14 protein-coding genes are annotated in these 14,734 nt (G+C 33.0%); 12 read left to right on the top strand and 2 right to left on the bottom strand.

The features are described from left to right. Positions 1-21 precede the first annotated feature (21 nt). Entirely contained in the window at positions 22-495 is a 474-nt protein-coding gene (locus tag RWL86_RS04780; RefSeq protein ID WP_314077428.1) for an S-ribosylhomocysteine lyase, read from the top strand. A gap of 281 nt (positions 496-776) precedes the next feature. Here RWL86_RS04780 and yidC read toward each other — a convergent pair whose 3' ends face one another. Together yidC and RWL86_RS04770 are read right to left on the bottom strand one after the other, a co-directional pair. After that, complete coding sequence (gene yidC, locus RWL86_RS04775; RefSeq protein WP_314077427.1) at positions 777-1,721, bottom strand: membrane protein insertase YidC; 945 nt, start codon at positions 1,719-1,721, stop codon at positions 777-779. 99 nt (positions 1,722-1,820) lie between these two features. Then, entirely contained in the window at positions 1,821-2,099 is a 279-nt protein-coding gene (locus RWL86_RS04770) for an acylphosphatase (RefSeq protein ID WP_314077426.1), read from the bottom strand. A 108-nt stretch (positions 2,100-2,207) separates the two neighbouring features. Here RWL86_RS04770 and RWL86_RS04765 point away from each other — a divergent pair, with 108 nt between their 5' ends. From RWL86_RS04765 to RWL86_RS04715, 11 genes are all read left to right on the top strand, one after another. Then, positions 2,208-2,507, top strand: coding sequence for a DUF1033 family protein (locus RWL86_RS04765; protein WP_314077425.1), 300 nt, complete (start codon positions 2,208-2,210; stop codon positions 2,505-2,507). Positions 2,508-2,568: 61 nt separating this feature from the next. Further along, positions 2,569-4,878 (top strand): DNA translocase FtsK, encoded by a 2,310-nt coding sequence (locus RWL86_RS04760; RefSeq protein ID WP_399534470.1) that lies wholly within the window; start codon positions 2,569-2,571, stop codon positions 4,876-4,878. Between the two features lie 164 nt (positions 4,879-5,042). Beyond that, a complete protein-coding gene (gene liaF, locus RWL86_RS04755) occupies positions 5,043-5,777 on the top strand; it encodes a cell wall-active antibiotics response protein LiaF (protein WP_314077423.1) in 735 nt (244 codons plus the stop codon). Further along, on the top strand, positions 5,774-6,829 hold the full coding sequence (locus RWL86_RS04750) for a sensor histidine kinase (RefSeq protein ID WP_314077422.1): 1,056 nt from the start codon (positions 5,774-5,776) through the stop codon (positions 6,827-6,829). The genes liaF and RWL86_RS04750 overlap by 4 nt, the downstream gene beginning before the upstream one ends. Positions 6,830-6,833: 4 nt before the next feature. Continuing rightward, entirely contained in the window at positions 6,834-7,469 is a 636-nt protein-coding gene (locus RWL86_RS04745; protein ID WP_314077421.1) for a response regulator transcription factor, read from the top strand. Between the two features lie 298 nt (positions 7,470-7,767). Beyond that, a complete protein-coding gene (locus tag RWL86_RS04740) occupies positions 7,768-9,444 on the top strand; it encodes a polysaccharide biosynthesis protein (RefSeq protein WP_314077420.1) in 1,677 nt (558 codons plus the stop codon). Between the two features lie 5 nt (positions 9,445-9,449). After that, the gene (locus tag RWL86_RS04735) at positions 9,450-10,181 is read left to right on the top strand and encodes a pseudouridine synthase (RefSeq protein WP_314077419.1); all 732 of its coding nucleotides are present in this window, start codon (positions 9,450-9,452) and stop codon (positions 10,179-10,181) included. Between the two features lie 115 nt (positions 10,182-10,296). Beyond that, positions 10,297-11,706, top strand: coding sequence for a dipeptidase PepV (gene pepV, locus RWL86_RS04730; protein ID WP_314077418.1), 1,410 nt, complete (start codon positions 10,297-10,299; stop codon positions 11,704-11,706). A gap of 159 nt (positions 11,707-11,865) precedes the next feature. Further along, positions 11,866-13,587: a septation ring formation regulator EzrA gene (locus tag RWL86_RS04725; protein ID WP_314077417.1), complete on the top strand. Its 1,722-nt coding sequence runs from the start codon at positions 11,866-11,868 to the stop codon at positions 13,585-13,587. A gap of 117 nt (positions 13,588-13,704) precedes the next feature. Then, the gene (gene zapA, locus RWL86_RS04720) at positions 13,705-14,064 is read left to right on the top strand and encodes a cell division protein ZapA (protein ID WP_314077416.1); all 360 of its coding nucleotides are present in this window, start codon (positions 13,705-13,707) and stop codon (positions 14,062-14,064) included. A gap of 7 nt (positions 14,065-14,071) precedes the next feature. Then, on the top strand, positions 14,072-14,608 hold the full coding sequence (locus tag RWL86_RS04715) for a CvpA family protein (RefSeq protein WP_314077415.1): 537 nt from the start codon (positions 14,072-14,074) through the stop codon (positions 14,606-14,608). The last annotated feature ends 126 nt before the right edge of the window (positions 14,609-14,734 follow it).

Below are 14,734 nucleotides of genomic sequence, written 5' to 3'. Positions count from 1 at the left end.
AGATTATTAGGAGGTTTTGTTATGGCAGAAGTAGAAAGCTTTACATTAGATCATAATAAAGTGATTGCACCTTATGTGCGTAAAATTACAGTAGAAGTAGGAGAAAAAGGAGATCGTATTACAAATTTTGATATTCGTTTCTTACAACCAAATAAGCAAGAAATGCCAACAGGTGTGATTCATACATTTGAACATTTATTAGCGGATTTATTAAGAGATAGAGTGAACGGAATTATTGATATTTCTCCATTTGGATGCCGTACAGGATTCCATTTAATTACATGGGGAACTCCAAGTGCAGAAACAATTGCAGTTGCTCTAAAAGCAACATTAGAACAAATTGTGAATGAAATTCGTTTTGAAGATATTCAAGGAATTTCAGCAGTACAATGTGGAAACTATAAAGACCATTCATTATTCGGTGCAAAAGAATACGCAAAACAAGTATTAGAACAAGGAATCAGCATCGACCCATTCGAAAGAAAAGTTATATAATAGACGGAACAATTGTCGTGAAGTAAGGAAGGAGACTTCTAACTTCACGTTTTCTATATTTAGAGGTTTGAAAACTATTTTTTATTCCATCTATTTCTATGAAGATGAGTATATATTTATAAAAAGGATAAAATAAAAAGGTCTTTTCTTTAATAGCATGGGTAATATTATCTGCAAAAGCAGATAATATTACAGGTAAATTCGAGACCAAGGCTCGAATTTTAGCCAAGAGACAGCGTAGCTGGCTACTGGCGTCCTAATGCTATTAATGATAGACCTTTTTATTTTCGATTTTGTTTTCCGCTGTTTTTTCCTGTTGATGTGCGGTTTCTTTGTGCAAATGTTTGTTGAGCTGGTGCAGTCGTGGTTTGATTAGCACTCTTAGCAACATTTGAAGTTTCTGGAAGAATAACTTTATTGCCTTGAGCTTCTAATTCAGCATCAATTTCTGCAAGTACTTTTGGACGAATGAATTGGTTTTGAATCCATGTTTGTAAGATTGCAGTTAAACCAGAAGTGAAGAAGTAAATCCCAATCCCTGCTGCTGTACCAACTGTGAACATTAACATCATGACAGGCATCATATATAGCGTAGCTTTAGCTTGAGCCTTTTGCGTTTCATCCATATATAATTGGCTAATATAACCTTGAATTAAATAAATAACAGCAGTAGCAATCGCAATTGGTAAATACGTACTACCTAATGAAACTCCCATAAATGAACTATTTGAAATTTCTGGAGAGTATAAAATTGCATTATATAAAGCACTATAGACTGGCATAGTAACTAATACTGGAAGACATCCAGAAGCCAATCCTCCTGTTAATGAAACATTATTTAAACGATAAATTTCCATCGTATATTGTTGAACTTCCATACGTTGTTCAGGTGTTGGGTTATCCCCATAACGTTCGTTCATTTTGTCAATATATGGTTTTAATAATGCCATTTTTTCTTGGTTCATTAACATTGTTTTCATTTGTTTAAACATAGTAGGCATTAAAATAATACGAACTACAATCGAAACAATCATAATAGAAATGACATAGTTTCCACCAATTGCTGAAGCAATCCAGTTTAAAATGGTTTGAGTCGGTACTGCTAAATAATCATACACAACTCCATACGGTTGATTAGTGGCTTTGTCGATTTGTACACATCCAGATAGGAATAGCACAAGTAAGCTCGATAGAGCTGCTAATTGAACTTTTTTTGTTAATTTCATGAATCACATTCCTTTATTTTTTTCTGTCAAACACAATCATTTTACTTTATATTGAATAGAATAGCAATGAAAATCAGTCGTATGTGGATTTCTCTCTCATTAATAATAGATTGAGAATCCTTTATAAATCGGTTCGTTTTCAATAATTTCTAATGTTGATGAACGGATTTTTGCATACGGAGATGGGGGAGAAGTTTTTACTCGATCTACAAAAGCATAGGCTCTTTCCGGGGTATCCTGGACAATGATTTCAACGGAAGCATCAATTTTATTTTTGACCATTCCGTTTATCTGTAATTGGTCTGCTAAACGTTTTGTATAAAAACGAAATCCAACTCCTTGAACAAGTCCCCGAACTCTTAGACGTAAAGTAATCATTTGAATTCCTCCTTTTTAACTATCCTATCAAAAATATATGAATTTTCAATGGATGAAGATAACAAGTTTTGAAAAAGTCTGGTATACTGTTCAAGAGAGGTGATAGATATGTATTGTGTTATCCAAACAAAAGGAGTCGATGAACCTTGGTGGATGATGGACGACTGGAAAGAGATGATTGTTTTAGAAGAATCTTGTTCCACTCTAGAAGAGGCAAAAGAACTTTATAAACAATTAGTAGAAACATATACAGCTCAATATCAAAAGAAACGTGAGAAACATTTTTCTTGCGCATTTTGGGATGAAAATGAATGTGAATATTGTGAATCCTGTGAGGATTGTTTGCAAATCTATTATGGTGTATTGATTTTAACACCAGAAGGAAAACTATATTCAGAAGGAGAGTAAAGTGGCTAAGCAAGAACAAAAAAGAAAAAGAAAATCTACAAAAAAGAAGACTGAGTCTACGATGTCCATTGAAATTGTGATGGCGATATTGATTCTAATTCAATTGTTAGCCATTTTTAAATTAGGATTTTTAGGACGATTTTTTGCCAATAGTATTCGTTTTTTTGTAGGAGATTTATTTATATATGCGGGGATTATTGGTATACTCGCTTCTATTGGAGTGTTATTCCGTGGTAGAATTCATGCCATTCCTAAAAAATGGATTGGTGTTGCAACGTGCCTTTTGATTGCGATTTTTCTATGGGTAGAAGTGGCTGTATTTAGTAATCATGTTCAAGAAGGCGGTCAGTTATTTAAAGAGATGATGGCTCGTTATGCGATTGATTTTAAGGCAAATGCTATCGAACAAAATTTAGGTTCGGGGATGATTGGGGCATTATTTTATACGGTGACGTATTTCTTAGTTTCTCAATGGGGAACTTATTTAACAATTTTCGTACTATTTATGATTGCCATATTCGTAGCATTTGAAATTCATTTAAGAGATGTTTTCGAAGTTTTAAGAAATTGGACTGCTCAAATTCAACACCAACTAGAAGAAAATAAAGTAGAAAAAGAATCTCGAGTTCGTGAAACTAAACCAGAAGTTGTTGAAACAAAACCAAAAGAAGTCAAAGAAAAGAAAGCTTCTTTAATAGATAAGATGAAAAATTTTGTTTTTGATGAAGAGGAAGAAGAGGATGAGTTTGAAGAAATTTATCCAGAAGTAACACCACCACCTGTTACAAAACCAGTTGTTGAAGAAGAGTTTATTCAACCGAAAAGAGAAGAACCAACTTCTTTCAAACCTTCTATCGAACCAACAGAAGTAATGGAAGATACGGAAGATTTAGAAGACTTTGTTATTAATGGAGGAACTGATGATTCAGATTACCAATTACCCCCATTAACATTATTAAATCCAATTCCACCTTCTGATCAATCAGATGAGAAGATGATTGTAGAGAAAAATCTCAAAATTTTAGAAAGAACGTTTGAAAGTTTTGGAGTAGAGGCAAAAGTTATGCCAAATCCATTAGTAGGGCCTGCTGTTACAAAATTTGAAATTAAGCCGGCTATTGGAGTGAAGGTTAGCAAAATTGTGAATTTAAGTGATGATATTGCTTTAGCTCTTGCTGCAAAAGATATTCGTATTGAAGCGCCAATTCCTGGAAAACCTTATGTAGGAATTGAAGTTCCAAATAGTAAAACGAGTTTTGTGGCCTTTAGTGATGTGATTCAAGCAGCTCTTCAATCACCAAAACCATTGGATGTGCCTCTAGGGAGAGATATTTCTGGAAATGTTCGATTATGTGATATTTCTAAAATGCCTCACTTATTAATTGCTGGTTCCACTGGTAGTGGAAAGTCAGTTTGTATTAATGGGATTATTACAAGTATTTTGATGAAGACAAAACCGCATGAAGTTAAATTAATGATGATTGACCCTAAAATGGTAGAGTTAAATGGCTATAATGGGATTCCTCATTTATTAACGCCTGTTGTAACGAATCCAAGAAAAGCAGCGCAAGCTTTGAAAAAAGTTGTAACCGAAATGGAAAAACGTTATGAAATGTTTGCGGCAATGGGAATGAAAAATATCGATGGCTATAATGCGCATGTAGCTTCTTATAATGCGGAAACGGGAGAAGAGAATCCTTTACTCCCATATATTGTAGTGATTGTGGATGAGTTAGCAGACTTAATGATGGTTGCGAGTAATGAAGTCGAAGATGCGATTATTCGTTTAGCGCAAATGGCTCGTGCAGCGGGGATTCATATGATTTTAGCAACGCAACGTCCATCTGTTGATGTTATTACCGGAATTATTAAAGCAAATGTTCCTTCAAGAATTGCTTTTGCTGTATCCAGTGGTACAGATTCTCGTACGATTATTGATTCAAGTGGTGCAGAAAAATTACTTGGTCGAGGGGATATGTTATATATTCCAATGGGTGAAAATAAGCCGATTCGTGTGCAAGGAGCTTATTTAACCGATGAAGAAGTAGAAAGAATTGTCGAGTTTGTAAAAACACAACAAGAAGTGGAATATGATGAGACAATGATGCTACCAGAAACATCAGAAGGAAATTCAGATGATCCTGAAGATGATTTATTTTATGAAGTATTAGAAATGATTCGAGAATTAGAAACGATTAGTACTTCTTATATTCAACGCCGATTTAAAATTGGATTCAATCGTGCCGCTCGTTTAATTGAAGAGTTAGAAGCAAGAGGTTACGTAGGACCTTCAGAAGGAAGTAAGCCAAGAAAAGTAAACGTGGATGCTTTTACTTCTGATAATGAACCGCAAGACCCACCAATTGGATAATCATTAAATGCTAGGATAAGTGTTGTCAAAATGTTAGAATAAAACCTAACGATAAAGCTTCACTAACCTAGCATTTTTTGAAATCAGTCTTTAGATGGATAGTCAGAAACGAAGGAATATGATACTTTTATAGTGAGAAGTTTTCTAAAGAAAGAAGGATATAAATGAAAAATAATCGATTCATCTCCATTCTATTTATCATAGTAGTTGGGATGTGTTTAACAGGATTTCAGCTGTTTACAAATGCCCATTTATTATATTTATTTGTGTTAGGAATTATTTTTGTTGGAATTGCTGTTCAATTAAAAAATCGTTTTATTCGTACAAATGGACTTTTCTTTGGAATATTAATGATTCTTTTAGCTGTATTTTCTACATGGGGAATTTGGCTAGCTGGAAGTATTTTGATCGTTTACGGTCTTTCATATGGAAGAAAATTAATCAAAAAATACTTGTCAGATGATAGTGAATGGATTTGGAAGAAAAAAAGATATGTTTCCGTTAAGTTAAAAGAACCGTCAGACCGATTTGAAACACAAAGACAGGAATGGATTGGAGTTCAAAAAATTGGAAAAGACACTTTTGAATGGGATGATATTAATATTAGCCATTTAATGGGAGACACGATTATTGATTTAGGAAATACGGTTCTTCCAAATGAACAAAACACCATTATGATTCGAAAAGGCATTGGACGTATTCGTGTTATTGTTCCTATTGGGGTTGGCGTGAAACTTTGTCATAATGCATTTATTGGTGAAGCAAAGTTTGATGGACAACAGTTAGAATTAAAAAATGAGACGATTATGATGTATTCAGAACGCTTTGAATCGAGTCATAAAAAAATAAACATTATCTCGTCAGTTCTTGTAGGAGAAATTGAGGTGATTGAAGCATGAGAAAGTGGTTTTTACGAATCTGTTTTGTTGTGTTTCTCTTTGTCTCTAGTATTTTTCTAATTGGTGTAAATGTTATTCATTCTTTATTTGGGATTGAGTTATTTGAAAAACTGTCGTCTAATCAATTAATTTTATTGTTTTTAGTGGTGACATTAATTGTATTTGTTATTACTTTTATGGCAGCAAGTATTGTATTTTTCTTACAGCGATTAACGGATTCTGTTATGTACAATCAATTAGAAGCTATTAGAAATCAACAATATTCAAATGTAAAAAAATCGGTGGATGAAATTTGGTATCGTCCTTTATTAATGATTCGATTGGATACATTTTTCCAAGAAACTGCTAAAATAGCAGAAATGCAGGAACAACTAGTTCAAAATCTTCAACAAATTTCTTCTAGACCGGAATATATTGGTGAAGAAACAAAGGAAGAAATTATTGAATTGGAAAGACATCGTATTGCTCGAGAATTACATGATTCAGTTAGTCAACAATTATTTGCTGCGATGATGATGCTTTCTGCGATGAATGAGCAAAAAGAACAATTATCTCCAGTAATCCAGCAACAATTAGCATTAGTAGAGAAAGTGATCAATGATTCTCAATCAGAAATGAGAGCTTTATTATTACACTTACGTCCGATTTCACTTGAAAATAAAACATTAGTTCAAGGGATTGAAAGCTTATTAAAAGAATTAACGACAAAAGTGCAATTATCGCTTCATTGGGAATTAGATGAAGTGACACTACCTAGTACTTTTGAAGATCATCTTTTTAGAATTGTACAAGAATTAGTGTCGAATACATTACGACATGCAAAAGCCAAACAATTAGAAGTATTTTTAAAACAAAAGGATGATTATATTATTTTGAAACTAGTTGATGATGGAATTGGATTTGATACAAGTGTTTCAAAAGCAGGAAGCTATGGTTTAAAAAATATTGAAGAACGTGTTGCAGGAATGGGAGGACAATGCAAAATTATTAGTATTGCCAATCAAGGAACGATTATTGAAATTAAAATTCCTCAAAAGCAGGAGAAGGAGTAGTTGAATGATTAAAGTTCTATTAGTAGATGACCATGAAATGGTTCGATTAGGTGTATCAGCCTATTTATCCGTTCAAGAAGATATTGAAGTCATCGCCCAAGCAGAAAATGGAAAAATTGGTGTTGAAAAAGCATTGGAATTAAAACCAGATATTATTTTAATGGATTTAGTAATGCCTGTGATGGATGGAATTGAAGCGACAAAAGAAATTTTATCTAAATGGAAAGAAGCTAAAATTATTATTGTGACAAGTTTTATTGATGATGAAAAAGTTTATCCAGCTATTAGTGCTGGAGCGAAAAGTTATTTACTAAAAACTTCGTCAGCTTCTGAAATTGCTCAAGCGATTCGTGATACTTATCGTGGAGAAGGCGTGTTTGAAAAAGAAGTGAGCGAGAAGTTAGAACATCGTCATGAAGTGGAAGAAGAATTTCGCTTGTTTGAAGAATTAACGAGTCGTGAAAAAGAAGTGCTTTTATTGATTGCGCAAGGGAAATCGAACCAAGAAATTGCGGACGAGTGTTTTATTACGTTAAAAACGGTAAAAACGCATGTTTCGAATATTTTATCGAAGTTACAAGTAGAAGACCGTACACAAGCAACGATATATGCATTTAAGCATCATTTGATTAAACCTTAAAAGTTAAATGACTTTTCTGGAATAGTAGTAATGGACGGCAGCAGCTTCGCAGAGCGAATCTCATGCCTAAAATTTGAGCCTTAGGTCTCAAATTTCCCAGTGATAAAAGCCATCCTTGGCTTTTATCACCAATACTACTATGAAAAGTCTTTGTAGTTTTTCATTAGAGAACGTTAAAGAGAATGAGTGACTGTTTTAGTTGAAAAATCTAAAACAGTCATTTTATTTTTTATTTTACAATGCTTCCAAAATATTGTACGCTTAGGATTAGAAAAACTTTTCATGAAAGTAGGATATTATGATACGGAATAGTAAAAAATCAATTGGATTAAGTGATAAAATCCGTATGCAAAGAGATTCAAAAGAAATATTATTAGAAGGTTCTTCTTGGCTAACCATCGGAAGTATGGTTTCCAGATTACTAGGGGCATTATACATTATTCCATGGGGAGCGATGTTTGCCACTCAACGAGATGATGCCAACTTCTTATATTTCATTGCATACAATATTTATGCATTAGTATTACAAATTTCAACGGCTGGGATTCCAGTAGCCATTTCAAAAATTGTGGCGGATAATCAATCAAGAAAAGATTACGAAACAAGTTGGAATATTTTTAAAGGCGGAATGTTATTTATGACCGCAACAGGGATTGTTAGTGCGATTGTCATGTTTGTAACAGCTCCTTATTTTGCTAAAGGGGGTTCTGCTCAAGAAATTCAAGATAGTATTTTGGTTATTCGTTCTCTTGTTCCAGCAGTTGTGATTATTCCACCATTAAGTTTATTAAGAGGGTATTATCAAGGGTATAGTGATATGGCTCCTTCAGCGAAATCTCAATTATGGGAGCAAATTGTGCGTATTATTTATATGTTACTTTTAACGTTCATCGTTATGAAATTATTTGGTGGTAGTTATGCAGTAGCAGTAGCGCATTCAACGTTTGCTGCATTTGTTGGGGCAGTTGTCGCATTTGTCTATTTGGGCTATAAAATGTGGAAAGATATGCCTGGAATGAAGCGATTAATGAGTGAAGGGCGTCCTGCTCGTAATATGAGTTTTGGTCGTATTGTTTTTGAAGTGATTCGTGAAGCTCTACCATTTGTGATTGTGACTTCAAGTATTCAGTTAATTAGTATTTTGGATCAGGAAACTTTCCAACCACTAGCGATGACATTTACTCATTTGAATTTTGAACAAAGTAAAGAACTATTAACAATTTTTGGATTTAACGCCAATAAAATTATTATGATTATTTTGTCTCTTGCCATTAGTATTTCAACAGCGGCATTACCATTATTAGCTTCTCATTATTCCGTGAGAAATCATGTAGAAGTGAAATATGTGATTGAGGAAAATCTTGGTTTATATTCCTTTATTATGATTCCTGCTTCTGTTGGGATGGCAGTTGTAGCTGAGCCAATTTATAATGTGTTCTATTCTCCAAGTAAAGATGGAACGTATTTATTAATGATTTCCTGTATTTTATGTATTTTTATGGGGGCTTTTACAGTCTTTACCTCGATTCAACAATCCATGCAGCAACATATCATTGCGATTAAAGCTTTAGTGATTGCTTTAGTGGTGAAAATGTTATGGCAACCGATGATGATTTATTTCTTTGAAGGTGCAGGTCCATTATGGGCAACAAGTCTTGGATTTATTTTAGCAACCGTTTATATGGGGTATCACTTATATGTTCAAACCTTATTTAATCTTAAAAAAGTGGGGATTCAATTAGTAAAAGTAATAGGGATTTCATTCATTATGATGATTATCAGTTTCTTAACTTTAGTAGGATTAAAACAAATCATTAATATTGATGGAAAATTCATGGCGATGATTGCTGTTGCGATTGTTGGTTTTGTTGGAACGATTGTTTATGGCTTGATGAGTTTGTATACAAGATTAGCGGATGAATTATTAGGGCAAAGAATGGTTGCAATTCGTAGAAAACTAAAAATGAAGGAGTAGGTTTAGTGAGACTAGATAAATTTTTAGCCGATTCTGGAATAGCAACACGTTCTCAAGTGAAATTAATTTTAAAACAAAAACGTGTTCGAAAAAATCAAGAAATTGTGACGAATGGTAAGGTACAAATTAATGAGAAATTAGATGAAATTTACCTAGATGATGAAAGAGTCTATTATGAAAAATATTTGTACTATGTGATGAATAAGCCAAAAGGGGTTATTTCAGCAACAGAGGATACGAAACATGCAACCGTGTTGGACTTAATTGGTGAATTAGCACAAAAAAGAGGAGTCTTTCCTGTTGGAAGACTGGATATTGATACGCATGGATTTCTATTATTAACGAATAATGGAGCTTTAAGTCATGCAATGTTATCTCCAAAAAAACATGTGGAAAAAACTTATGTTGCTAAAGTTGAGGGAATCATGACTGAGGAGGATCAAGTTTCTTTTGAAAAGGGAATTACATTAGATGATGGTTATGAATGTATGCCGGCTCTTTTAGAAATCCTTTCTATTGATGAGAGTCATCAAACTTCAGTCGTTCAAATTAAGATAAAAGAAGGTAAATTTCATCAAGTGAAACGTATGGTGAAAGCATGTGGAAAAATGGTCGTAGATTTACAACGAATCAGTATGGGACCATTACACTTAGATGAATACTTAAAACTTGGAGAGTTTCGTAGTTTAAAGGATTTTGAATTAGAAGCCTTAAAAATTTTTAATGTAGAATTATAATGAAGAGAGGAGTAAGAAATGAATGTTTCTTATTCCTTTTTTAGTTATCTCTTCTAGCAAAATATATGGAAAAATGATAAGATAAACCTAATGAATTTCGTAAAGGAGCGATAATATGACAATTGATTGGAAAAAAGAAGTTGAAAGTCGTAAAGAAGACTTATTAAAAGATTTATTTGATTTATTACGTATTGATAGTGTTCGTGATGATTCAAAAGCAAGTGAGGATGCACCAGTAGGACCTGGTCCTAAAAAAGCTTTAGAAGCCTTTTTAGCTATTGGGGAACGTGATGGATTTACAACAAAAATGGTTGGAAATTTAGCAGGTCATATTGAATTTGCTCCAAATCCTGACTATAAAGAAACATTAGGAGTATTAGGACATGTGGACGTGGTTCCTGTTGGAACAGGTTGGGAAACAGATCCTTTTGAACCACAAATTATCAATGACCGTATTTATGCACGTGGTTCAAGTGATGATAAAGGTCCAAGTATGGCAGCTTATTATGCGCTAAAAATGATTAAAGAATTAGGATTACCAGTCTCAAAACGTGTTCGTTTCATTATTGGTACAGATGAAGAATCTGGTTGGAAATGTATGGATCGTTACTTCCAAACAGAAGAAATGCCTGATTTTGGTTTTTCACCAGATGCTGAATTCCCAATTATTAACGGAGAAAAAGGAATTTTATCTCTACATTTTGAATTAGCTGCTGGGGAAAGCAATGGAGAATTCCAATTGAAAAACTTCAATGCTGGATTAAGAGAAAACATGGTACCTCAAGATGCTCATGCGGAAGTAGTCGTTCCAAATTCTTCAGAATTTGTAGCAGCATTTGATGCTTATATTGCTAAAAATCCAGTAGAAGGAACAGCTTCAGTTAATGAAGGTGTAGTTGTATTAGATGTAGTTGGTAAATCAGCTCATGGTTCAACACCTCATGCAGGAATTAATGCAGCAACTTATTTAGCAACATTCTTAAATCAATATGAGTTTGCAGGACAAGCGAAAAACTTCTTATCATTTGCAGCAGATGTTCTTCACTTAGATACAGATGGTGCAAAATTAAATGTTGCATTTGAAGATTCAGTAATGGGACCATTAACTGCAAATGCAGGTATTTTAACATTTGCTCCTGAAGTTGGAGGGAAATTAGTGGTTAACTTCCGTTACCCACGTGGAATTGATGCAAAAACATTAGAAACAAAAGCAAATGCTGTGTCATCTAATTATGGATTGATTGTTTCTGCAGGTAAATCTCAAGTGCCTCACTATGTTTCACCAGAAGATCCATTGGTAGCAACATTATTAGAGGTATATGCAAAACAAACAGGACTTCCAGCTCATGAACAATCCATCGGTGGAGGAACTTATGGTCGTATTTTTGAACGTGGAGTAGCGTATGGAGCTTTATTCCCAGATTCAATTGATACAATGCACCAAGCAAATGAATTCTTTGCATTAGATGATTTATTCCGTTCAACAGCGATTTATGCAGAAGCAATTTATGAATTAATCAAATAATCAATAAAAGAATCTTTCTAAAGGACCAAATATTCGCTATAAATGACGGATTTTGGTTCTTTTTTTTCGAAAAAATTTTTGCTATAAAGTATACAAACGTGATATACTAGTCCTGTATGTAAATTAATATGTAGATAAATAAATTTTGGAGGAAGAGATATGGGATTTGTATATTTCTTACTTATAATCGTGGTAGCCGGTGCCATTGGTTATGGAGTAGCACATTACTTAAGTCAAAAGCAAAGTAAAGTTATCGAAGAATTAGGAGTTAAAAAACAAAAATTAATGACTGTACCAATTGCAGATATTTTATTTACGTTAAAAAATCTGAATTTGACAGGACAAACAAAACGCACGTATGAAACTTGGCAAGCAACTTGGCAAACCATCACTCGTTTCCGTTTTCCAGAAATCGAAGCAGCATTAGTGAGTGCTGAACAATATACACAACGTTTGAATTTTGTTAAAGGTTCTCAAATTTCAAATCAAGCTAGTCAATTAATTGAGGAAACGAAAGCAGAAGTCGATAAAATTTACACAGCATTACAAAAATTATTAGATAGTGAAAAGAAAAACCGTGAAGAATTAGAAGTATTACAAGAACGTTATGCAAGTATGCGTAAAGATTTATTAGCTCATAGTTTTTCATTTGGTGAAGCGTTAGAGTCATTAGAAAAACGTTTATCTTATTTAGAATTAGATTTTACAAAATTCAATACTTTAACAAATGAAGGCGACCACTTAGAAGCTAAAGAAGTATTAGGTCGAATCGAAACTGAAATGCAAGATTTCGAACAAATTGTTGAAGAAGTTCCTAAATACTTAAAAGAAATCGAAGAAGAATATGAAGACCAAGTAGCTGACTTAAAAGAAGGCTATCAAAAAATGGTGGAAGAACACTATCAATTCCCTAAAATTTCTATTCCAACTGAAATTCAAAAAATTGAAGAAATTATTGCTGTTGCAAGAGAACATATTAAAGCAACTGAATTAGAAGAAGCTCGTCAACAATTAGATAAAGTAGCACGTGAGATTGATCAATTATATTTAGTAATGGAAACTGAATATGAAGCAAAAGCATTCGTGAAGAGAAATCGTGCTCAAGTTGAAAGAAAATTAAATCAAGTATTACAAAGTAACCGTTATGTAAATGTTGAAGTGGATCGTGTATCTCAAAACTTTGTATTGGCGAATAATGAATTTAATCGTGTGCAAGATTTTGCAAAACAATTAGAAAAAGAACAAGAGGCTGTTGCTTACTATAGTAAAGCATTACAAAATCAACAAGTTCCTTATTCAATTGTGAAAGAACATTATGAAATTGTATTAAATACTTTAAAAGAAATTGATGAAAATCAATTAGCATTAGTGAATACATTGACAGGTTTAAGTCAACAAGAGAAAAGTATTCGTGATGGTTTAGATGTGTTTGAATTAGATTTACGTAATATGAAACGTACAATTGAAAAATATCATTTACCAGGATTACCAAAAGAATATTTAGAATTATTTTTCGCTACAAGTTCTCGTATCGAACAATTATCTCAATTAATGAATCGTGTAAAATTAGATATGACTGAAATTACAGGATTAAATCAAACGATTGAAGATGATGTTGAAAAATTAGATATTATGACTGAAGAAATAGTGGATAATGCTCAATTAACAGAATATATGATTCAACAAGCGAATCGTTATCGTTTAGAACATCCTGAAATTGATACAGCTATTCAACAAGCTTTAGAACAATTTAATCATTTTTATCGTTATGGAGAATCATTAGCGATTATTGAAAAAGCATTGAACCAAGTGGATCCTGGTTCTGCACAACGTGTACGTGCTAACTACGAATCAGAAAAAAATAACAGTTTATTCTTCTAACGTTAAAAAAGAAGCCGTAAGGCTTCTTTTTTGTTTTAAAATCCCATTTTACGTGTTTTTTTGGCAAAAAAATGGTACACTTAACATAATATGGTAACGAATGAAAGGATGAAAGTTGTGTCTCAAAAGAAACAGCGTTATCGTGCAAATATTGCTGGAAAGACTTATACCATTTTAGGTACTAAATCTCATCAGCACATGCATAGCGTCATTAAATTATTAAATGAACAGTGGAATGAACTTGGTGAAGTTGCAAAAGAATGTTCCAATGAAGAAAAAGCCATTTTACTAGCGATTAATGCAGTGAGTGTACAATTAGAAAAACAAGAACAATTAATGATGTTAGAAGAAGAAAATCAACAATTAAAGAAAAATGTGCCACATCATAGAGGAAGTAAACGTCAAAGTATTGCTCTAGAACGTAAGGAAGAATTTGAAAAACAATTTGCAGAACAAGAAGATTTATGGAGAAAGTAGGTGCTCGATGGTAACAATTGGCATTTTATTATTTTTATTATTAGGAATTTATACAGGTGCTAGAAGAGGATTAGCTTTACAACTCCTTCATTTTGTTGGCTATATCATTTCTACTTTTATTGCTATATTTGGTTATCGAGTATTTTCTAAAATGATTGAAATGTATGTCCCTTTTCCATCATACATTCCTGGAACGCATTTAGCGATTTTTTCTGAAGGTCAAGCATTAGGAATGGATCAATCGTTTTATTACTTATTCTCATTTATTGTCATTATGGTTGTGAACTGGGCAATCGTTCGTTTGATTACAACTGTGATTAAAGAAATGACAAAATTACCGATAATTAAGCAATTTAATACATTAGGAGGAGCAATTTTAGGATTTTTTTTCCACTATGTAGCAATTTTCTTTGTATTATATTTAGTAGCGATGATTCCTACAGATTCAGTACAAAAGATTTTTGAAGGACATACTCTAGCGAATTGGATTGTGACACATACTCCATTATTCTCAGGAATTGTTAAAATGTGGTTGTTTTCATAATCTATGATTAGAAATCCATTCAACAAAGAATAGTAGAATCTATAAGAGTGGAAAATAATTTTATTTTTCACTTTTTTTATGTGACTTTCAGTCCGTCACGCTCCGTAGGTGCGTGACAAATAAACC

Origin of the sequence: uncultured Granulicatella sp. (assembly GCF_963515095.1) — a bacterium.
Classification (GTDB): Bacteria; Bacillota; Bacilli; order Lactobacillales; family Aerococcaceae; genus Granulicatella.
Note: the sequence above shows the minus strand (reverse complement) of the source record. Positions and strands in the feature narration are given on the sequence as shown.